This is a genomic window from Pseudomonas sp. 05N36, from assembly GCF_056397385.1.
In genome coordinates, this window is sequence record NZ_JBFTNH010000011.1 from 107,822 (window position 1) to 130,165 (window position 22,344).

A 22,344-nucleotide genomic window follows, 5' to 3' on the forward strand; every position below is an offset into this window, starting at 1 on the left:
ATCAGCGTTGGCCTGCGTCGACCAGGCGCCCACCGTGCAACAGCACTTTTTCTGCCAGCCGTGCGGCAACCCGTGGGCTGTGGGTGACCATCAACAAACTGCTGGGGCTGTCATCAAGCAGCTCCAGCAGCAAGTCGAGCACCTCGTCGCTGGTGTGTTCATCGAGACTGCCGGTCGGCTCATCGGCCAACAGCAGACGCGGACGCGACGCCAGCGCCCGACCGAGAGCAACCCGTTGCTGCTGACCGCCGGATAACTGCTCCGGATAACGTTGGAGCAAATCCCCCAACCCCAGCCGCGCAACCAGGTGCGTCTGCCAACGCAGGTCATGACGCCCGGCCAGGCGTGCCTGGAATGCCAGATTGTCCTCGACCCGCAGGCTGCCAATCAGGTTGTACTGCTGGAACACCAGGCCGATTTCAGTGCGCCGCCAATTTGCCAGTTGCCCTTCGTTCATCTGCTCGAGGCGCTGATCGCCCATGCGGATACTGCCGCGATCAACCTTGTCGAGCCCGGCAATCAAGTGCAGCAAGGTGCTCTTGCCACTGCCCGACTCGCCCATCAGCGCCAGGCTGCTGCCTTGCGCCAGGTGCAAGTCGACACCTTGCAACACCGCCAACGGACCTTGCGGGGTGGCGTAGCTCTTGAACACGCCGTGCACTTCAAGCATGGGAACGCTCGTTCAACAGAAGGTGAGATCAAGGATAGCGGACAGGATTGAACGCCCAAGTCTCCCCTTCGCGCAGCCGATGGCGCCTGGTCGGGTGTCACGCTGGTCTGGATGTAGACCGTGCGCGTACCGCCATAACGCAAGATCACGTTGGTGTCGGCGCTGCAATTGGCGGCGGACACAGCGCTGACCGGCTCACGCGGACCGACGGTGTTAACCCGATGCCCATGGCGTTCAGGCGTTCCAGGTAGTAGCCAGCGCTCTTCAGCAGGTACAAACCAGCAGCAATTCCTTCAGGTATCTCGTCATGAGACTTCTCTCGCTCCCGATCAATATGGCGAGTGAGTGACTGGTCATTTTTTGACACTAGCAGCACGCACTTAAAGCGCAAGAAATGCCATCTAACGTGCAAAAAGCGTCAAAAAACAGATGACTCAAAAATGACACACCTACATCTTGTAACCCTTGTAACTCAAGCCTTACGACCGTTTATCGCTTTCTTTACAGCGTCTGTAATGCCTCAACCACAGGCAGAGCCGCTATCTGACGGCACTTGATGGCAGATAGCCTGACGCCTGACCATTTTTCAACATGAGGATCATGTCAGTTTGCTGACATGGTTTGTCCACGCTGGGCTATACCGTGGCAAGACGGATATGGAGAGCCTGCGAAGCGCCTGCTGCTGCAGATAAGCGCTTACAAGATTTTACGAGATTGGCTGTGCCACGGCTGGCGGCTCATATTCCGCATTGACCTCCAAGGGGGGGTGAATTCGATGAAGAGGTATTTGAGCAATGTTGGCAAAGACGCCTGGGTCGCGCTCCTTGCAGTCTGTTCTGTTGGCTTGGCGGCCTGCTCCTCGCCGGCTGACAAGGCCAGCAAGTATTACGAGAAGGGTCTGGCACTGATGGTTCAGGGCAACTTGCTCAAGGCTCTGGCACCAGGAGAGCTGCCAATGTGGTGCGAATCATCGAAGCTGCGGTGCGCCGCTGATGGATCATTCAACGCTGACAAGTTAATTAATAATTATATCTTCACTGCCTTTTATTACTTAATAGATAAGCGTTTTGGATTCTCAATTTAATGAGGTCTAATGATGATATTCGAACCCAGCAGTAGCCGCTCCATACTCCAGCGACGAAGCAGTACCAGTAACGCTATTCAGGCCGGTCTCGATTTTGTTGCTGTGATCGGTATCGCATGGTATTTGATCGATTATCATATCGGCGTTATAACGCAGGCTTATGTCATTATGCTCCTGTTGCTGCTTGGGGCGTTGGCCGTCGTGTACGACCATTATGCTATTTACCGAAGCAATGTTGGATTTACCGTCAAAGCCTTTAAGCTTTTAAAGGCGTGGCTTGCCGCTTTTGGTTTTCTCGTTGTCATGGCCTTTCTGACCAAACAAAGTGAACAGTATTCGCGCTTATTGGTTGCGCAGTTATTTATTATTGGATATTTCGCTCAGTTGCTTTTGCACCTGGCGACACTCGAAGTGCAGAAAAAACTCTTGACCCACCCGGATCACTTGGAAGCCGCCCTTATTATTGGCTCGGGGGAGCTCGCCAGTTTCCTTCACCAGAAAATAAGCAATAATCCCTGGCTGGGTGAACGGGTGGTCGGTTGTGTGTTGATTGGGTCGCGCGATGTTCGAGGGAAGGAGGGTTCAGAAAGCACGCAACGTTTGTCGATACTGGGCAATATCTCTGACCTTGATAAGTTAATCGTGCGACATTCCATTCGCACCGTATATTTCGTTACACCGCTGGATGGCTCGGTAGTCATAAAGGACGTTTACTTAAAGCTACTTGATAAGCACATTGCTATTAATTGGGTGCCTGACATTTTTTCACTGCGCTTGATCAATCACAGCGTTCGTGAAATTGCCGGTATTCCCGTGCTGACTTTGTCTGAAACTCCGCTGATGGGGATGCGTCTGTTTCTGAAGAATTTTGAGGACAAAGTCTTGGCTTTTCTCATCTTGCTTCTGGCGGCTCCATTGCTGGTGGCTATAGCGATTGCCATCAAGGTCGATAGCCCTGGACCGGTGTTCTTTCGACAGGAGCGCATGGGGTGGAGTGGAGTTTTTCGTATCTGGAAGTTCAGAAGCATGGTCGTCCATCAGCCCAAAGACGGCATCGTCAAGCAGGCAGAAAAGAATGATCCGCGCATGACCAGGGTTGGAGCCTTTATTCGGCGAACTAGCCTGGATGAGCTACCACAGTTGTTCAACGTCTTGATGGGGGAAATGTCCCTGGTGGGGCCTCGCCCGCATGCCATTCAGCATGATGCGCAGTACTCGCCTGGCATCGCAGACTACTTCGCGCGTCACAATATCAAGCCAGGCATCACAGGCCTGGCTCAGGTGCGTGGCTTTCGCGGTGAGACGAGAGATATAGAGCAGATGATTCAGCGTGTTGAGTCTGACATTGAGTACATCAACAACTGGTCGCTCTGGCTCGATTTCGTCATTCTTCTGCGAACGCTGTTTGCCTTCACCGGCAAGCGAGCCTATTAGCCAGTCTTGTAAGCGACTGATAAACCACACAGAGTGCCGGAAATGAAAGCGTATTTAGCGGTGCCGATCCGAAAACTCATATCTCCCTCAATACGATTTGAGCTAAGAAAAACTGCAGCCTGGCTTCGAGACATACTTGGGCGAGCCTGTTTCTGGCGCTGGGAAATTGTCAGATTCAAGCTGCGCCAAGACAGTCCTTACGACATCCTCTATGTGGGAAGAAGAGCACAGCGGGAGATGGCCAAGGTTCTCATGGGGGTGGAGTCTCCTGTGGTCGACAGCAAATCGGAATCGGATCAATCGAACCGTACGGTTCTGGTCAGTGAAATGCCCACCTTCGGCGCGTTGTATGTGCCTCACTTTCTGAGTGCTATCGTGCCGCTGGGTCGCTCCATTGACGATATCACGGCGGGATACGATAGTAAGTTACGTCGAAACATACGCAAGAACCAGTCGCGCTACCGAATGAAGCAGGCGCTGACGGACGACGAAATTGAAAGAGCCGACCGGGAAATGCTTCAACCCTATGCTATTGCAAGGCATGGCACTGCCGCCTCGCAAATCGCCACACATGAAGTTTTAAGGATAGCAAAGACTTTCGGGCGGCTCGATCTAATATTGCTGGAAGACGAAATTGTTGCATGCCAACTTGCATGCGTCATTACCCGGGCCGGAAAGCGCTACTGGAGCATGATACGGGCTGGCTATCCTGAGGCGGTTTTTTCAGATGCCAAAAGGCTGAATGAAGTCAACTCGATCACTACATTTATGGAGCTTGAGTGGGCAATAAACAATGGCTTTGACTATTATGACATCGGTACTTGCCTGGCCCGTCCAGACGACGGACTTCTCGAATGGAAAAGAAGACGTGGCGGTGATATTGATACACTGGGCAACCACGCTTATATGTTTGTCCGACTACCCAAGGTGGGTGCAGCCCAACTCCTTTGGCATACACCGTTATTTGCTGTCGAGGAAAAAAAACTGACACTTCATCTTGGCTTGCCGGACGGACAAAACGATGAGGAAGTGGCGACTCGTTATATTAATATGGGGTTTGGCGGGCTATACAAAATTTATCTCTATTGTACCAAGAGCCCAAGCGAATTTCTTCTCGACAGGTTACGTAGTCGTTATGCCCATTTGAAGTCCCCGCCCATTGTGGAGCGGATTATATCTACCTGAGTAGCTTTCTGATGTTAAAAATGCAGTTTAGGCGCTTGCGCCATTTACTGTTTTTTGTAGAGGCGGATGAGAGTGAATATGATATGTCGGAATTACGCGTGTTAACGAGCAGCCACCGGACAACATGGAACCTTGCTGCATATCGGCATATTGTAAGAGCGCGGATTATGCGAAAGCCGGCGGAGCCCCCGCAAAGTGCAGCGGTGAAAACCTGGACTATCGCGCCTGGCGAAACATCAATTTCTCCACCGGCTTTTTTCCTGCCCAATCAACTCGAACGTGTGACAGGATGGGAGGAAGAACGCTTTTTTCCTTACGAACACCCCCGTCGTACAATGGAAGGAATCGGCAGCGTTGATCATGGTCCAACACGGGGCCACCTGCTTAAAGATGTCTGGCTGATAGATGGAACACTCTACAAGGGCAACGCAAAATCCTGCTTATCTCCTAGGTCTGGTTGGCTTCCAAAAATCTCTGTGGAAACCGAGATGGAGCGCGGGGCGATTTACTGTACAGCAGGTGGAAACCAATGGTTTGGCTCCTGGCTGATGGAAGACTGTGTCACTTACCCATTAGCATGCGACGAAGGAGTTCCGGTGACGACTGCGCCATCCACCGGGTCTCCTCTATTTCCCCAGGCTCCCGAATATGAGGACTGGCTTGGCATAACACCGGTTCGTTTGCGCAATGCGTTTTTTCATGAGCTCGTGATATTCGATGATCTAAGTCAAAATCGAAACAGGCATTTACGCTTTCGCGCAATGGGTGAAAAACTACTGTCACACGTAAGGTACAGCTCTCACCCCGGAGTATTCATTCTGCGAGGCGGCAACGGTGAATTGCGACTGTTACACAATGAAATGGAACTCGCTGAACGTCTGCATAACCGCAGAGGTTTTCGCATTATCGACCCTTCGAAAACTGATGTTCCAACCATCGTAGCGACCTGCGCTGGAGCAAAAACCGTGGTGGGGGTCGAGGGGAGTCATCTCGTACATGGTGTCAATGTACTTCAGCCTGGTGGCTCACTGCTGGCGCTGCAGCCCCCGAATCGTTTCATCTGTTATTACAAGTACCTAACGGATCGCGATCACCAGAATTTTGGCTTTGTGGTGGGAACGCCAGAGGGCGATGGCTTTACCATCGACCCCGATGAGGTTGAGCGCACTCTGGACCTATTCCCTTCATGAAGACTTGATCTGAACCACGCTCCCCGTCTCAAGGTCGAGCCCCCATTCCGAGTGATCAAACGCCAATTTGGGTATCAGCAACGCGCCTTGGGTCAAATAGAGTCCGCTTGATTGACGACTGACGTGTTTGTTGTGACGTTATCTTGACGAAATTACACTGACTTTCTATTTATATTTATCGTGGCGACGTACGATTGACGTAGCAGCCATGTGCCTACTATGCTCAATTTTAGTAGATAAAGATTCCTTCGTCCGACAAAAGAATACTCCTCTGCTCAGGGAGGCGATGTTATGCACCCGACACTTTTTATTAATTCCGTTTTGTTATTAATGCTCCTGAATGCTGCGACTGTTTCTAGTGCTCAGGCGGCCAGTTTGGTCTATAAATCTAGTTGCATGAGCAACTCTGGCGAGGACTTAGGGCCTCAATCAGGCATGCTGATCGAAGAGCACGCGGGTGGCGCGCGGTTTATTTTCAGAAACAGCATTGACGTACCTTTGTCTCTTCCAGGTGGCAACGCCATTGGCTTTCACACCGACCTCTCCGGTGATTCTGACACGCAGAGCATTGCTACTCAGGGCGTGCTTAACAATGGGGTCAACACTCTCGGCGAGTGGTTCAGTTTCCTTGGGCCGTGCGCCAATGCTTCTTCGTTCAACAGTTTAATTGCGGCGCTTGCCAATGGTCAGTTCAGGGTTGGTCGGCATGTCCAGGGTATAGGTCTGGCTGGGACAGCCAATTCTTATATCAATCAACGGAGTGCGGTACCGCTTCCTGCGGCAGCATGGTTATTTTCTTCCGCGTTGTTAGGATTTATCGTGTTTGCCAATCGACGGAAGGTGTAGGTAGTGCTTTCGTACAATGCCTCTCCATGGTCGGATCGCTGTAACCGAATCAGTTCTGCAACAGATGCACGCGCAACATCGCCATCAACGCAGAGGCCGGACGAACCGCCCTCACCCTTCGGGCAATGTATTTCAGGGTTTCCTTAATGTAGACGCCTCTCTGCAGATCAGCGTGCGCAACAAGAACACTGGGTTACCAACCACATAGCGCCTGAATAACCGCCTTGGCTCACACATCAGCCTGAACACCCACTCACAACCGAGACGACGCACCCATCGCGGAGCCCGAACAACCTTGCCACCGAGAAAATCCAGGATCGCCCCGCCGCACACTATCAGGCATGGCACGCCGCTGGCAGCCAGCCTGGCAGCAACGGCTTCTTGCTTGGGCATGCCCATGCCCAGCACAACCAATTCTGGCTGCAGTTGCCGGGCAAGGTCGATGTAGGCATCCACCTCAGCAAAACCATGGTGAGCAGAAACTACATTGACCGCAAATACCGCTTCGCTACGCTGTACCGCATTCGCTAGAAAGGGCTCTGCAGTGCCCCAAAAAGCCACCCGCCGGCCCTTGAACGCGGCCAGTAATTTGGGGATAAAATCCGTGCCATTCATATTTAGCCCCGGCACCAAGCCGAGTCGGCGAAACAGGATAGCCATGCCGGAGCCATCCCGTAGTAACACGTCAGCAGCGGACAGCGCGTTATAGTAATCGGTGTTGCCCGCCACCAGGTTCATGGCAAAGGCATTGACGAATCCAAGTACTGTCGCCGCCTCAGGCTTGGATAAAGCATCAATCAATCCTTGCTCATCATCGAGATCACTGACCACCCTGAGTTTCTGGATAATCGTTTGCCAGTTGTGCTGCCAGGCAAAAGCGCACATTAATTGTCATCTCGCTTCGAACGCACCCACTCAACYTGGCGCTTAAGCAAAAAGCCTAGATACAGGGGTATTTTTTTCACCACGTAGAACGGCGCATACAACAAGGCTGAAAAAGATATGATCTCGCGACCAAATTGACTCCATGCCAGCAAGACAGTCACATTCAATAGTGCCACCCCGGCAGAAGCGATTAATGCTGGAGCCAAAGCTCCACACAGCATAAACACCAACCATGAAAGACTAAAAACAGCCCCCAACACTAACGTCAATAAGGCCAATGGAGGGACCAATAAATCCAGCGTCATCGCCAGGAGGTTCCAGTTACGCCGGCTGATCGACTCTACAAACAACTTTGGCGCATCACCAAGGATTACCCCGAGATGACCATGCTCCCAGCGCGTACGCTGGATACTTAAGCCTTCATCACTGCGCGGAAAATAACTGGTCACCAGGGCATCGGGGCAAAACAGAGGCGGCTTGCCGCTGCGGCAGAAATCGAAGCCCATCTTCAAATCTTCGACGATGTGGCTACTGGCTAAATCAATCAACGCCAGATCCCGCCAGACGAAAGCCATTCCCGCACCCATTAACTGACAGGGCAAGCCAAGCCAAGCCCAACCTTGCGGCCGCACCAGATTCTTCACACGCCAGGCAAACTCGACAAACCGCACTTTTAGCCCGGAACCTGCTGGAGCACGCATTAAATAAAGTGCCTGCGTTGGCCGCCCTGAGTCGATGCAACACATTGCCAAACGCTCAATAGAGCCCTCACCCACCTGGCAATCGGCATCGACAACGATCATGACGTCCGGCGCATCGCTCGCCAAATGACGCACCCCAAAGTCCAGCGCATACCCCTTGCCACACTGCTGATCATTGCTGCGCTCCACCACCTCGGCTCCCGCCGTGCGGGCCAACGCGGCCGTGTCGTCAGAACAGTTGTCCGCCACCACCAATAAGCGATCGCCCTCTAGCAACTGCGGTCGAATGGTATTTAACGTCGCGACGATCATCGAGGATTCGTTGTATGCCGGTACCAACACCGCCACCCGCAGCCGCGATCTTTGCGCCGACGAGCGCAACCGCACAGGCAGGCAGGCCAACAGCACCTGCAAAAACAGCACCAACACCGGCAGGACCATGAGCACCAGCAGTGTGCTGAACAGCCAATCAAGTAAGGTGATCATGCTTGCGCCCTAAACAAATTAGCCAACTTGGCCGCTTCGGTATCGATATCGTGTCGCTCCAGCACTCTCTGATAAGCCGCCTCGCCCATCCGCTGCAACACCTCGACGGGTTGCGCCAGGCAGTCCGCCAGCACCGCCACCAACTCATCCACAGCTCCAGCGGGAAACAACCAACCGTTCTCACCTTGGCGCACTAACTCGGGAATGCCCGCCACATAGGTCGTCAGTACTGGCCGGCGCAAGGCCATGGCCTCCATGATTACCACCGGCAAGCCCTCGGCGAAGCTCGGCAACACCAAGGCCCGCGCCGCAAGAATTTCCGCCCGCACCTGCTCACTGCTAATCCAGCCAGTGATTCGCACCTGCGCTTGCAAGCCATGCAGTGCAATAAGGGCTTCGATTTGCGCACGTATTTCCCCATCGCCGGCCAGTACTATCTCGAACACTACGTCTTGCGCTGCCAGGATACGGGCGGCCTCAAGCAACAACAGTTGGCCCTTCTGCTCACACAAGCGACCCACGCAGACCAACCGCGGTACGGACGGCACGGCGACTGCAGGTACATCGTGAAACGCTCGCTCCAGACCACAATGCACCACCTTTACCCTTGCCCAGTGCGCATGAGCTACCCAGCGAAACAGCTGGCTGCGCCCATAAGAGCTGATAGCCGCGACAAAAGCCGCACGCCGGACTTTCTCGCCCAAATGAATAAACTGCGGTTTGTCGAACTCTTCCGGGCCGTGCACCGTAAAACTGTACGCTGGCCCGCCGAGAGCATTGGCCAGCATCACCACCTCGGTTGAGTTAGTGCCGAAATGCGCATGCACATGCTCGGCGCCGAACGCCTGCAACCACAACAGCAGGCGGCATGCCTCGGACAAATAGACCAAATGGTACGGCCAGGGCCGATCGGCATGCCGGCCCATACGTAGCGCCAGCCACAACGCCGAAAAAAAGCGTCGCGGCTGGGCGCGCAGTACCTGCAGCACAGGCACTAACAGCTCTTTGACTCCGCCCTGCAGCACATAGGAAGTTTTACTGCGCTCGGACACGTCCTCGGCATCCACCAACTCGGCATCCCAACCACGCAGAGCAATGCGCTGCACCACAAAGCCCTGGCGCTCTAACGCCAAAATCTCGCGACGAATGAAGCTATGGCTGACCTTGGGGTATTGATTAATCAAATAAGCGATACGCATAGGAACCAGCTTAGATGTCGTTGCAGTGAACTATTACTACAGGTACTTTTACAGTAGTACAATTATCAAGGACGTCAACAAGCACCACGGCGTTTATTCCGTTCCCTGCATTTTCCCGGAGCAATACCCCACTTGGAATTTTCGCTCCGGCACCTTATATACACGTCGAAACCAATAGTTGAAACAGTGCCGCCCGCCAACTGACCAAGAGTGACTACTGCCGTTTCTTGCCGCCAGGCCCGACAGTCAAATATCGACCTGATGAGCGCTTGTGCTAGTTGCACAGCCGCCTATTAACACACTATCTATCCTTGTAAAAATATCATCTAGAAGCTCATAACGCCTGCGGTACATGGCACGTTTTTTTGAAGGAATACAATCAAGCGGTTTTTTGGACAACACCATGGGAATTTCAAAAAAGTCTTCGCGCTCGGACGGAATCGCTCCGTGTTCCAACCATATGACATCATAATCAGCTGCCAGGTCTTGAGCTTTTTCAACCCCAAAATACGGATGACGATGATGACGATATCCATCCCCTATCGCATAAATCTTATCAACACCAACACTGCTTGCAATATGCTTAATGGCTTCGATCAGAAGACTTCTTGGGCGAAGGCCTTCAAAATCTTTTGTCAATGTTCTATAAATCTCCAAAGACCTATCACTCTCTACGCCTTTGTGGATCCCTTGAACGGCACCGATAAAAATACATAACTCAACTTCCGTGCGACACAAGGTGAATGCTATTGATGCAATACGCAAATCACCCTGAAACAAATTCAGCACCAACTCCCCTTCGCGCATAAACCATACCGGGCGGTCTAGAACCAGGGAACAACCCACAGAGCACTCCGACAAGTCACTCAACATCAAGCTGTCATTTCGCCCCAGAAGTAATAGCTGCGGACAGCGTTTTGTGACAACTTCGTAATGCGAGGCCAACACACCAAGTCTGTCCTGAGATCTCCAGCAATTACTGATGTACGGCCAATGAACAACCCCCACACAATCACCGCCCAACTTCTCAACACCGGCCTTGCCCAAGGCATTCGACATGCGCCACAAAAACAACTTTAGCTCGGACCAGTTTTTTCCAACTAAAATCAGTAATACAAGCTTATTTTTCAATGCCCTGAAGGAATACCCTGCATGTAAAGAAAACACGCTTTTTAGTATCAGCCAATCATTCATAGCCGTCTCACTTGTATTCGATCAACGCCGTCTTGCCGGCACCCAATCTGTGCAACAGAAACTTGACTTGCCCGAGCATCTCGGGAAATTTGCCCAGCACCAGAAAGAAGGCCTGCAACCAGTTTTCGCGCGCTGATCTATCGCCCTGGCGAGCCAAGCGCACCACCTGCAGTGGATAGACCAGCAGCACAAGCAGCCCAAACCATCCCAGCATCAAACTCGCGATCATAGTCGCCAGCGGGACACCCAAGCCCCAGAGCCAGGCCCGGCGCGACTCACGCTGCCAATGTTGCTCCGGTGCGGCCCCATGCAAAAATGCGCCCTCGGCAAAGGCATAGCCACCGCGCAGGGTACGCCGCCACCATTGGCCGAAACGGGTCATGGCCGCATCGTGCAAGGTCATTTCGTCAGCCAGGCGCCAGACCTTCCATCCATTCGCACGCAGGCGCACACACAACTCAGGCTCTTCCCCGGCAATAAGATCCGCTCGAAAACCAGACACTGCGGCGAACGCGTCAGCCCGTATCAGCGCATCGCCACCGCACGCCTTGGCCTCACCTATCGGGGTATCCCATTCAAGATCACACAATAGGTTGTAAATCGAACGCTGTGGAAAACGTTCACGGCGCCGTCCACAGACCACCGCTACCTCAGGCTGTGCATCAAGAAAGGCCTGCGCCCGGGGCAGCCAGCCACCGACAACCTCGCAATCACCATCGACAAACTGCACATAACGCATCGCCGGCAATAGACGTTGCACGCAGGCAAATCCTTCATTGCGCGCGCGCGCAGCCGTAAAGGGAATCGACATATCCAACTCAACCACCTCGACCCCAAGCCGTCGTGCCATCTGGACTGAACCATCCGTTGATCCAGAGTCGACATAAATAACCTTCTGCGCCGCACCGCCCAGCGAAGCCAGGCAACGCTCAAGCCGCAGGCCTTCATTGCGACCGATAACAACGACACCAATACCAGTAGCCATTGAGTTCACTCAGCAATGTAAAACTGCTCGATATCGTCCACCGGAGGGCTCATAAGCATTCCCTTGCTTCTGCGCGCTGCCTTTTCCTGATAGTCGCAGGCACGCCCACTGCCACCGAGTCGTCCGGTACATCTGTCAGCACCACGGCATTGGCACCAATCACGACGTTGTTACCAATGCGGATATTGCCCAGCACCTTGGCCCCGGCACCGATATCAACGTTGTTACCCATCACCGGAGCAATCGGCTCATCCACATTCTTGAGCCCCACGACCACGCCATTGCGGATGCGGCAATCATCGCCGAACCGAGCATAACCACTGATCACGATTCCGCCGAAATGATCGATGACGAAGTTGCGCCCGATCACCACCTCACACGGCAGCTCGACACCCGTCACGATCTGCACCAATTTGAAGAGCACTTTGTATATAAAGGAGAACAACTTTCGCAAGAATGCTGGGCGCACTCCGTAGCGCCAGCGCCCAAAGCGATAAACCAGCATCACCCAGAACCCCTGAGCAGCCCAATCACCAGCGTATGCACGCAAGTCCGCACGTATATTTTCGAACATAAGTTGACCTACCGTGTTGGTCGGCTAGCAAATTGGGTATCGCGCAGCAACGCCCACGTATCACGAGCATGCTGCCAACACGCCCCTATGGCAGCCCGGCCGCGGCCTTTCAATAGAGCCTTGAGCGCCAGAATCAGATCCCCCAGGCTCACCAGCAACATATGTGAGGCCAAACCCGGTAGACCGTGGTGTTTGCGAAAGTACAAAAGCTCGCTTTCGATTTGTAACCTGGGTATCTGTCGACTGACCACATTGAGTTTGACCACCGATTTGGCACTTTCACCGCCGATATGCACCACCGTGGTATGCGGGTAATAAACCACCTTCCAACCGGCCTGTTTAACGCGTTTGCAGTGATCGATCTCTTCGTAGTAAAGAAAGTAGCGCGGGTCGAACAAGCCAACCTGATCGATGACTTCACGGCGGATCAAGTAATAACAGCCGGGCACCCAGTCGCACTCACGGACCGAGGCATGATCCCAGCCCATGTCGTCGACCCTCTTCACCACAGGGAAAAAGCGTTGAAGCCCTGTACGCGAGAGGAAGACATTCAACGGCGTCGGAAAATAGCGACAGGAGGGCTGCAAATCACCCTCTCGCCCAACCAACCGAACGCCGAGGACTCCGCAATCAGGATGAGCCTCCATGTAATCGAGGGTCTTGCTCAGGGTATCAGCAGCAACGAAGGCATCGGTATTGAGGAGCAACGCGTACTTGCCCTGCAGGGGCTCAACCAATTGATTGTTGGCACGACCAAAGCCAACATTATTTTCATTGGCCAGCAGCAATGCCTCTGGGCAAATAGTTGCCAGGCACTCCAGTGAATTATCGGCAGAGGCATTATCCACCACTAAATAGCGCGTTCGATCCGCACTGTTTGACTCGCGCAACGCATTGAACATGGGCTGCAGCAGCGTCGCTGTATTGTAGTTAACCACTAACACATCAAGAGGGGCACTACTCATTAGACTGCCTCCCCAAAAAAGTGCTGAACTCTCATCGTCGGATTACAAAACTTTTTATACATCGACATCATTCAAGCTCCGCTTAAAACAACTGCGACTCAGGTGAATACCTCATACACGCATTAACAAGCGCAGCTTCAAATAATGTTGCAGAGTTCTCCCAAGAACTTGAAGCCACCGTTTGACATGCCATTTCTGAAACCGCACGCCACCCCTGCTCGTCTAAAGTCAATAACCATTCAACACCACGAGTCAAGGCAACAGTATCATCAATATCGGCCAGTACGCCGTTTTCGAAACAAGCTATTGCCTCTAACGGCCAGCCCGTACGCGTTGAAACTACCGGAGTCCTACACGCCATCGCTTCCATCGCCGTCAGATTAAAGCCTTCTTCACTCCGGCTTGCTGCGAGCCAGACATCACATTGTGCATATAAATCACGAATACGATGTTGATCGGGAGAACGATAAAACTCAAGACTCTCTGGAAGCTTAAAAAGACCACTAGGAGGAGCACTTCCAAAGGCTATAACTCGGAGTTTTGAAAATTTTTTCTCGAGCAAAGAAACTACCTGAAGCGCAACATCAACCCCCTTAAACGGCGCTTCATGATACAAAAACCCGATTGTTGGGCAACGTTGTTTTCCCCTCGGCGCGGAAAAAAATTGCTGATGGTCGACACTATTCCCAACCAGGCTAACATCAGAGTCGCCATACTTCATGCTCATGACATCAGCCAACCACTTCGAAATGGTTATCTTATGCAAAGGCATCTTATATGTCGCCACAACCCTATCCACCGGGCAATAAGGAAACACCTCATGCGCCTGCACAAAATACACTTTTACACCCTTGGCCTGACCTAGAGAGTTCACCCACTCAGCCGTTTCCCACCACGTTGCAATTACAACATCCGCATCTGGAACATCCGAATCCACAATAGGCCTGTATTTTTCTATCACCCGGTGATCGAGACCAAGACCGTCCAGATGAGATGGACTTCTTTCGCTTATCGGCCACCCCTCACCCATGATGAAACTTTTCATCTTCTTATCCAGCGGAACAGGAGGTGCAGGCGGGGAAACGAGCGTTACATCATGCCCCCTTTCAAACAATGCCTTAGCGTAAATTGCAACGACGCGAATTCCACCCGACATGTTCACCACCGGCAACACAAAAGTCACTTTCATTAGATCACCTCCAAAACCGCTGAAAGCCTATTCAAATTCAGTGCACTTCCAGCCAAGCAATTTTCCATCAATCAACACGTCGTGACGGTCTGTCACAGCATTGGAAACAGCCAGAGACATAGATCGAATCAAAGCCATTTAGCAACGCCCAACACTAACTCGCCACACAAAGCCCCCACCGCCAGCATTGGCAGCACCACCAGTTCGCGCTTGAGATCGAACAGCCCCACCTGACGATTGACATAAACAATCAGGACAAGTGTAGGGAACGTATGCAGGGCAACGCCCCAAATCGCATACTTTACCCCGCCAATCGCCAGCAGCAGCGGCAGTAGCACCCATAACGAGACAATGCGAATAATGTTATCCATGGCTTGGTACTTTGTGAGTCCCAAAGCAAGCCAAACTTGATGCGCCACCGTGTAGCGCAATGTGAAAAAAGAAAGTGAAAGAATGGCCATCATGGTGCCGGCAGCGGCATAACGCTCATCGTATAACCCACCAACGATGAGCGGGCTGACGGTCAAGAACAGTCCACAGACAAACAGCAAAGCAAGATCGAAAATCAATCTGAAGCGGTAATACAAAACGCGCAGCCGCGCGGTGTCATTACTTCTTGAGGCTTCACTGAAGGCCGGCAGGGCCACGGCGCCGGCCAACCTGAGCACTGCAGTTTGAAGAGTGCCCAAAATCAGTACCGCAATGGAGTAAACGCCCAGTTCAGCGGCCGACATGCTGCCGCCGAACCAGAGGCGATCACCAAACATGGCCAATACTCCCACTGCCGAAGACAACAGTATCCAACGGCCGAAGACGACTAACTCATTAAGCGCAGAGCGGTCCCACTGTAGGCGGTTAGGCGGGCCCTGAAACCATAGATGACCAATAACAGTACCGACCATGGCCGAGACCAGACCTGCAATCACCAGCGACCAGACAGACCTGGTGAAGTAACCGATGCCCAGCATCACCAGCAGGCCCGCAAGCTGGGACGCAAAGTCGAGGAGCACCACTTTCTTTTGCTGGAAATCGCGAACGGCCACGTCGAGTTTCGTCGACTGGAACCCAAAGATGATCGCGGTAAAACCGGTAAAGGCCAACACCAGCGGCAACTCCGGTGCGGCATAGGTGGAATTGGCCGACCACAGATTGATGACTTGCGCAAACCAGGTGAAGCCCGCGATTAGAAGTGTCGAAGCGAAAAGGACAACGCCACGCAGGATCTGCACTGTCCAGGCGGTATTGAGAAACACTGGATCGTCGCCACGCGGGCTCTGGATAATGTTCTGGCGCAAACCGACATCGGAAAGCAAGTGCAGAACCACCGAAACGGTGGTGGCGATGATCATTACGCCGAAAATTTCCGGCATCAGCAGACGGGCCATTACCAGGTTGCCGCCCAAGCGAATGGCTTGAGAGGCAACAAGCGCACCCAGATTCCATACCCCAGCAGATATCGCTCGCCTGCGAAGGCTCAACGATTGCGATAAATCAATTGGAGGCATGACATCAACCCCGAACTCAAATGGTACGCACGTTACTATAGCTACAATTGGTCATCTCACTAGCCGTTGCTCACCAACCCATGAGTTCAAGAATCCATGCCTGAGCACTTTCGCGCGTTGATCGTCATTCTAGTTTTAGCTGGCATCGTTTTTGCGCTGGCGCGTCGACCAGCAGTAGACCTGATCCCACACCAAGACTTCACTCGTCGCCGCAATCTGTGGTTCGCATTGACGCTACTGGCCTTTGTCTCGCACAGTTTCTGGGTGTACGCGGGTATTGCCGCTATCATTTTGACCGTCGCACGACAACGCGAACGCAATCCTCTGGCACTGTTTTTCCTTCTGCTGTTTCTCATCCCGCCGGCCCCGGCACAGATTCCCGGCTTCGGCCTGATCAACTATTTTTTTGCACTTAACCATATTCGTCTGCTCGCATTGTGTCTGTTGTTGCCGGCTTTTTTCATGCTACGCGGGCAAGCAAGCACACTGAGCCTCGGACGCACCTGGCCTGACAAACTGCTCGCATTGTGTCTGTTGCTGCCGGCTTTTTTCATGCTACGCAGGCCAGCAAGCACACTGAGGTTCGGACGCAACTGGCCTGACAAACTGCTAGCGGCCTACCTCTTGCTGACGAGCCTGCTTTACCTGCGTGAGACCACGCTGACCGACACCTTGCGTCAGACGCTCTACCTGTTCATAGACGTTTTTTTGCCTTACTACGTTGCCAGCAGGGCACTGAAGGAACTCAGCGACTTCAAGGATGCCCTGTTGGGATTTGTACTCGCCGCCATGGTGCTGGCGCTTATTGGTCTCTTCGAATTTGCCCGCCATTGGCTGCTGTACAACGCGCTGATTGTTGCCCTGGACATACACTGGGAATTGTCCAGCTACTTGAGTCGTGGTGATTCATTACGCGCCAGCGCCACCACCGGCCAGGCAATCGCACTGGGTTACGTCATTAGCGTGGCCATCGGCTTTTACCTGTTCTTGCGCGAGAGCGTACGCAGCCGATTGCAGCAATGCCTCGGCGCGCTCTTGCTGGCTGGCGGTCTGTTTGCATCGCTGTCGCGTGGCCCCTGGATCGGTGCTGCCGTCATGATCACCGTGTTCATCGCCACCGGCCGTAAAGCTGTCAAACGCCTGATGCTTCTGGCAATCGCCGGAGTGCTCGCCCTTCTGCTGCTGGCCATCGTGCCTGGCGGGCAGAAATTCCTCGATCTACTACCGTTCATCGGTACGGTAGACGTAGAGAACATCACATACCGGCAGCGCTTGATTGATAACTCAGTGATCGTCATCCAGCACAACCCCTGGCTGGGCTCTTTCGATTACCGCAACACGCCTGAGATGCAGTCCATGATTCAGGGCGATGGCATCATTGATATTGTGAATACCTACATCGCCCTGGCGCTGGACATCGGCCTGATCGGATTGACGCTATTCGTGGTTTTTTTCGCCACTGTGCTGCTCAGCATCCGCAGAGCAATGCGTTCGGTCCCCAATAAAGACGACGAGGCGCGCCGACTCGGACGTGCACTGTTGGCGGTACTGGCCGGGATACTGGTGACCATCTTTACCGTTAGCAGTATCACGGTGATCCCCGTCGTGTATTGGTCGGTGGCCGGGCTGGGTGTGGCCTATGCTGAGATGGTGCGCAGGCTCAAGCGCACTGAGACTGCAAGCACTGCGAGCGCCAACCTTCAACCCTGGTAACGCTCATGACCTCTTTTGTTCACCGCGCCCATAGGCTGCTGGTGGTTTTCCTTGCTGTTTGGCCGTTTAGCACCTGGGCGTCGGACTGGGTCTCCAGCGTGGATGAGCGCAGCGGTCTGCCAATGCTGGCGCGCGGTGGCAACCCTGTAGTTTCGTCTTCATTCGCCTTCTGGGGGAGCAACTGGGAATGGACGGATCTGCCGACCGCGTTCAAGGTGAACACCCCTTATAGCTACTCCCTTGCAGGCAAGAACAAAAAACTGGATTTCGACGTGACTGCGCAGATTCAGAAAGAAGACGAGCGGAAGTTGACCTGGAACATTGCCCTGGATGCGCACAGCATGATGCCGGACGTGATGGGCGGGGGCATCGTCTTCAAGTTCGATCCTGCCCTTTACGATGGAGAAATGGGTGAGCCGGCTTTGCTACCCGACAACCGCGGCTGGTCCTGGGGGAATACACAAAGCCGACGCATCGAGATGCGTTTTGAGCCTGCACTGGCAAGTGTGTACTTTGAACCGGGTGATAAATCTCAGGTGCGTGCTTTTTTTTACAAGAACACGATCAGACCCGGCCGCCAAAATTTCAAAGCCACCTTGAGCCTATCTGGCGATGTGGCACTCGGTCCGACCACAAACGAGCGCTTCGGGCTGGCGGACACAAGGAGCTGGCCGAGTGACACGCTCGACTGGAAAACCTCGCCGGTCGATCTGTCCTTTCTCAACGCTCACGAAAAACCTGCAGGCAAGCGTGGCTTCGTCAAAGTATCCGGCGAGCAACTGTTATTCGCAGACAACACCCCAGCGCGCTTCTGGGGCACTAACCTGACGGCCTATGCGCTGTTTCGTACGCCAGACGATGCAATCAAGCTGCAGGCCAAACGTCTGTCGGCACTCGGCTTCAATCTCGTACGACTGCACCACCATGACTCCCCATGGGTCAGCCCAAACATCTTTCGCGACAGCAACCTCACGCATGACACTCAGCAACTAAGCCCGGACTCACTGAAAAAAATCGACTGGTGGATCAAGTGCCTCAAAGACGAGGGCATTTATGTATGGCTCGATATGCACGTCGAGCGAGCCTTGACTGCAAACGACAACATCTATGGCTTCGATGAAATGCCAAAGAATGGCCAGAACAACGCCGATCTGAAGGGCTATGCCTATGTAAACATCACCATTCAGCAGGCAATGAAGCGCTTTGCCCAGGCCTATTTGACCCATGTAAACACCTACACCGGACTCGCCTACAAAGACGATCCGGCGATCGCCGCCGTACTGATTACCAACGAAAACGATGTCACCCAGCACTTTGGCAACGCCCTGTTACCAGACAAACGAGTGCCAAAGCACAACCAGATCTACATGGCCGAGGCCAAGGCCTTTGCGAACCAGCACAATCTATCTGCAAGCCAGACCTGGCGCTCCTGGGAGCCAGGCCCCGGCAAGCTGTTTCTTAACGATTTGGAGCGACGTTTCGACGTAGACATGATTCAGCACCTACGTGAATCAGGAGTGAAGGTACCCATCGCCACGACCAGTAGCTGGGGCGGCGACAGCCTAAGCTCCCTACCGGCCCTTACCGCCGGCGACCTGATCGACGTCCATAGCTACGGTGGCCCCGGGCAGCTAGAGAAGAACCCGCTCACCAGTGACGGTTTACTGAACTGGATTGCCGCCGGCCAAGTCATAGGCAAACCCCTGACCGTCACCGAGTGGAACACTGAACCTTTCCCGGCACCTGACCGCCACTCGCTGCCACTCTATATGGCCGGCACCGCCAGCCACCAAGGCTGGGATGCGCTGATGCAATATGCCTACAGCCAGGAGCCGCTAACCGGCGAATGGATAACTGCCGACAACTGGCACGCCTATAACGACCCTGCAATGCTGGCCACCCTGCCCGCCGCCGCCTTGCTTTATCGCCGTGCAGACGTTCGCGAAGCGACAACGACCTATGTCTTCGCGCCGACGCCAAGCACCCTGTTCAACCAACGCATCACACCCGCCAACGCGGCTCTACTGCGCACAGCCATGGAGAAAGGCAAGCTGGAAATCGCCATGCCACAGACGCCGCAATTGCCCTGGTTGCAACAGAGTGCTATCCCGAGCAATGCACAGGTGTTTCATGACCCCAACCAGTCGCTGCTGGACGCCAATGCCAGCGAGTCGACGACAGACACTGGCGAGTTAAAGCGCAACTGGAAACAAGGCATCTACACCATCAATACGCCACGCACCCAAGCAGCAACCGGCTGGATCGGCGGCGAGTCGATCAGCCTTGGCAACATCCAGGTTCAAGTGAAGACCGCTAATGCCAGTGTGGTGGTGCAAAGCCTGGACGACGCGCCTGTCGGCCGATCGCAGGATTTACTGATTTCGCTGGGTACCCGCGCCATCCCCAAAGACGACAGCAAAACACCTTTTTATGTCGAGCCCCTCGAAGGCACCCTGACAATCCAGGCGCCGCAAGGCTTGACACTGTTCACCCACGGCATCCCTGGACAAATGAAGAAGCTACCCGCCACCTACCTTGATGGGCGCTATACGATCAAGTTTGACGGCTTGCAGGCGTCGAACTGGTTGTTTTTGAAAAAAGCCGTCACGCCAGCTACAACCTCAGGCAACGCACAGCCAGGCCCTGTCAATGCCGCATCATCCAGCGCGCCGACGAATCAATAGCTAACCTGTCTTTTAACGTAATGATCAGGCGGATCGAACTGGCGTTCCAATCTGTGCTTGCACAGCAACAGTTTCCAGGAGATCAGGATGAAATTTTTGGTTGTTGGTGGCGCAGGCTATATCGGCTCGCATATGGTCAAGCAACTACTGCGTGCAGGTCACGAACCGGTGGTGGCAGACAACTTTTCAACAGGCCATCGCGGCGCATTGATGGGCGGGAGATCGGTCGAACTGGACATCGCCGATGCGCAAGCCCTGAACGTCTTGTTTGCGGGACAGCACTTTGACGCCGTGTTCCACTTCGCCTCATTTACACAGGTGGGCGAATCCGTCACTGAACCTGCCAAGTATTACCAAAACAACCTGGCTGGAACCCTTACGCTGCTACAAGCCGTGGTTCGTGCCGGGGTTAAAAACTTCATTTTTTCTTCGAGCGCAGCCATCTATGGCGACCCGGTGTATGTACCTATCGACGAAGAGCATCCCAAGGCCGCGATCAACCCTTATGGTCGCAGCAAGTGGATGGTGGAGCAGATGCTTGAAGATTTCGACCGTGCATACGGGCTCAAATCGGTCTGCCTGCGCTACTTCAATGCCGCCGGAGCAGACCCTGAAGGACAGTTAGGTGAACGCCGTGAACCGGAAACCCACCTGCTGCCACTGATACTGCAAGCGGCCTCCGGTCGGCGCACAACCATCACCGTCTATGGCCGTGACTACGACACACCTGACGGCACTTGCATACGCGACTACATCCACGTTGTCGACCTCGTTGCAGCTCATGCACTTGCCGTGAAATATTTACTGGCAGGTGGTGCAAGCACGGCCTTCAACCTCGGAAACGGTCAAGGTTTCTCAGTACAACAAGTCATAGACACTGCACGCGCCGTGACCGGCCAGGATATCTGCGTGAGCGAAGCGCCACGCCGCGCCGGCGATCCGCCACGCCTTGTGGCCGATCCCCGCATGGCCAACACATTACTTGGCTGGCAGCCGCAATTTGCCTCACTTGAACAGATAGTGGCGCACGCCTGGAGCTGGGAGCAGAAGTACCCTTGGCACTGAAAGTTGGTGCTGGCGCATAACACCGAACACCTGAGGGTGACGCTCTAGTAATAAGAGCGGCTTGGGCGCTCGGCTTTGTTCAGTACCGTGCCAATCAGATTGGCTGTCCCAAGATGATAAAGGCTTTCCTCGATCTCTTTCTTGCTGTTCATGCCGTTGGCGACCACCAGCAATACGCAGTCGAATTTAGGCAAGACGGTAATAACATCGTCCGAACTCAACAACGGCGGCAAGTCGAAAATCACGATACGCGAGTCGTAGCGCTCGCGCAGATCAGTAATCAAATCGCTCACTGTAGGCGATGACAGCACCTCGGTGGAGAGAGGGATCGGCTTCCGCGTCGGCAGGACTACAAAGCGCGGCAAGGTCGGGTTGACCAGAACCTCTTGCAGTTCCGCTTCATTGTCCAGCAATTCATTGAGCGATTTCTCCATCGGCAGACCCAGGCAGGCACCCACCATCGGACGACGCAAGTCGAAATCCACCAGTAGCGCCGTCTTGGTGGTGTGATGGGCGATGCTCATTGCCAGATTGATAGCCAATACAGTCTTGCCTGCCTCCGGAGTTGGCGAGGTGATAGCAAGCGTGCGCCAGCCATTTTCTTCCATGACTTTCAGAACTTGCGTACGCAGCAGATCGAAAGCCCCCCCCATATTCGAATTCTTGTTGTACGCCACAATGCGATTGCGCTCGAGATGATCTGGCCGCAGCGGTACAACTTTGGTTTGCACATAACTCAGCGCATTCAGACTTGCAGACTGCCCGGTCACTGTCATGGCTTTTGGCATTG

Annotated in this window: 19 protein-coding genes; 8 read left to right on the forward strand and 11 right to left on the reverse strand. The window is 53.7% G+C overall.

What is annotated here, in order from left to right; all coding sequences use genetic code 11:
* Position 1: 1 nt before the first annotated feature.
* Positions 2-670, reverse strand: a complete 669-nt coding sequence (locus AC1DIH_RS15680; protein WP_477772365.1) for an ABC transporter ATP-binding protein — start codon at positions 668-670, stop codon at positions 2-4.
* A 775-nt stretch (positions 671-1,445) separates the two neighbouring features.
* On the opposite strand from AC1DIH_RS15680, the gene AC1DIH_RS15685 reads away from it, so the two are divergent.
* From AC1DIH_RS15685 to AC1DIH_RS15705, 5 genes are all read left to right on the forward strand, one after another.
* A complete protein-coding gene (locus tag AC1DIH_RS15685) occupies positions 1,446-1,754 on the forward strand; it encodes a hypothetical protein (RefSeq protein ID WP_477772366.1) in 309 nt (102 codons plus the stop codon).
* Between the two features lie 12 nt (positions 1,755-1,766).
* Entirely contained in the window at positions 1,767-3,188 is a 1,422-nt protein-coding gene (locus tag AC1DIH_RS15690) for an undecaprenyl-phosphate glucose phosphotransferase (RefSeq protein ID WP_477772418.1), read from the forward strand.
* Positions 3,189-3,230: 42 nt separating this feature from the next.
* Positions 3,231-4,373 (forward strand): hypothetical protein, encoded by a 1,143-nt coding sequence (locus tag AC1DIH_RS15695; RefSeq protein ID WP_477772367.1) that lies wholly within the window; start codon positions 3,231-3,233, stop codon positions 4,371-4,373.
* An 83-nt stretch (positions 4,374-4,456) separates the two neighbouring features.
* A complete protein-coding gene (locus AC1DIH_RS15700) occupies positions 4,457-5,563 on the forward strand; it encodes a glycosyltransferase 61 family protein (protein ID WP_477772419.1) in 1,107 nt (368 codons plus the stop codon).
* 291 nt (positions 5,564-5,854) lie between these two features.
* Positions 5,855-6,409, forward strand: coding sequence for a hypothetical protein (locus AC1DIH_RS15705; protein ID WP_477772368.1), 555 nt, complete (start codon positions 5,855-5,857; stop codon positions 6,407-6,409).
* A 132-nt stretch (positions 6,410-6,541) separates the two neighbouring features.
* Here AC1DIH_RS15705 and AC1DIH_RS15710 read toward each other — a convergent pair whose 3' ends face one another.
* From AC1DIH_RS15710 to AC1DIH_RS15750, 9 genes are all read right to left on the reverse strand, one after another.
* The gene (locus AC1DIH_RS15710; RefSeq protein WP_477772369.1) at positions 6,542-7,294 is read right to left on the reverse strand and encodes a WecB/TagA/CpsF family glycosyltransferase; all 753 of its coding nucleotides are present in this window, start codon (positions 7,292-7,294) and stop codon (positions 6,542-6,544) included.
* The gene (locus AC1DIH_RS15715; protein WP_477772370.1) at positions 7,294-8,481 is read right to left on the reverse strand and encodes a glycosyltransferase family 2 protein; all 1,188 of its coding nucleotides are present in this window, start codon (positions 8,479-8,481) and stop codon (positions 7,294-7,296) included. The genes AC1DIH_RS15710 and AC1DIH_RS15715 overlap by 1 nt, the downstream gene beginning before the upstream one ends.
* Positions 8,478-9,680: a glycosyltransferase family 4 protein gene (locus tag AC1DIH_RS15720; RefSeq protein ID WP_477772371.1), complete on the reverse strand. Its 1,203-nt coding sequence runs from the start codon at positions 9,678-9,680 to the stop codon at positions 8,478-8,480. Before AC1DIH_RS15720 ends, AC1DIH_RS15715 begins: the two co-directional genes overlap by 4 nt.
* A gap of 246 nt (positions 9,681-9,926) precedes the next feature.
* On the reverse strand, positions 9,927-10,874 hold the full coding sequence (locus AC1DIH_RS15725; protein WP_477772372.1) for a DUF535 family protein: 948 nt from the start codon (positions 10,872-10,874) through the stop codon (positions 9,927-9,929).
* 7 nt (positions 10,875-10,881) lie between these two features.
* On the reverse strand, positions 10,882-11,859 hold the full coding sequence (locus AC1DIH_RS15730; RefSeq protein ID WP_477772373.1) for a glycosyltransferase family 2 protein: 978 nt from the start codon (positions 11,857-11,859) through the stop codon (positions 10,882-10,884).
* A 49-nt stretch (positions 11,860-11,908) separates the two neighbouring features.
* Complete coding sequence (locus tag AC1DIH_RS15735) at positions 11,909-12,433, reverse strand: serine O-acetyltransferase (protein WP_477772374.1); 525 nt, start codon at positions 12,431-12,433, stop codon at positions 11,909-11,911.
* 8 nt (positions 12,434-12,441) lie between these two features.
* Positions 12,442-13,398 (reverse strand): glycosyltransferase family 2 protein, encoded by a 957-nt coding sequence (locus AC1DIH_RS15740; protein WP_477772375.1) that lies wholly within the window; start codon positions 13,396-13,398, stop codon positions 12,442-12,444.
* A gap of 82 nt (positions 13,399-13,480) precedes the next feature.
* Complete coding sequence (locus AC1DIH_RS15745) at positions 13,481-14,587, reverse strand: glycosyltransferase family 4 protein (protein WP_477772376.1); 1,107 nt, start codon at positions 14,585-14,587, stop codon at positions 13,481-13,483.
* A 128-nt stretch (positions 14,588-14,715) separates the two neighbouring features.
* Positions 14,716-16,092: an oligosaccharide flippase family protein gene (locus tag AC1DIH_RS15750; RefSeq protein ID WP_477772377.1), complete on the reverse strand. Its 1,377-nt coding sequence runs from the start codon at positions 16,090-16,092 to the stop codon at positions 14,716-14,718.
* 96 nt (positions 16,093-16,188) lie between these two features.
* On the opposite strand from AC1DIH_RS15750, the gene AC1DIH_RS15755 reads away from it, so the two are divergent.
* The 3 genes from AC1DIH_RS15755 (at position 16,189) to galE (ending at position 21,554) form a co-directional block, all read left to right on the forward strand.
* Positions 16,189-17,805, forward strand: coding sequence for an O-antigen ligase family protein (locus AC1DIH_RS15755; protein WP_477772378.1), 1,617 nt, complete (start codon positions 16,189-16,191; stop codon positions 17,803-17,805).
* Between the two features lie 5 nt (positions 17,806-17,810).
* The gene (locus AC1DIH_RS15760) at positions 17,811-20,489 is read left to right on the forward strand and encodes a glycoside hydrolase 5 family protein (RefSeq protein WP_477772379.1); all 2,679 of its coding nucleotides are present in this window, start codon (positions 17,811-17,813) and stop codon (positions 20,487-20,489) included.
* Between the two features lie 87 nt (positions 20,490-20,576).
* Positions 20,577-21,554 carry a UDP-glucose 4-epimerase GalE gene (gene galE, locus AC1DIH_RS15765; RefSeq protein ID WP_477772380.1) on the forward strand — a complete coding sequence of 326 codons (978 nt, stop codon included), beginning with the start codon at positions 20,577-20,579 and terminating at the stop codon, positions 21,552-21,554.
* Positions 21,555-21,598: 44 nt separating this feature from the next.
* Here the strand turns inward: galE and AC1DIH_RS15770 are convergent, their stop codons facing one another.
* Entirely contained in the window at positions 21,599-22,342 is a 744-nt protein-coding gene (locus AC1DIH_RS15770) for a CpsD/CapB family tyrosine-protein kinase (RefSeq protein ID WP_477772420.1), read from the reverse strand.
* Positions 22,343-22,344 lie beyond the last annotated feature (2 nt).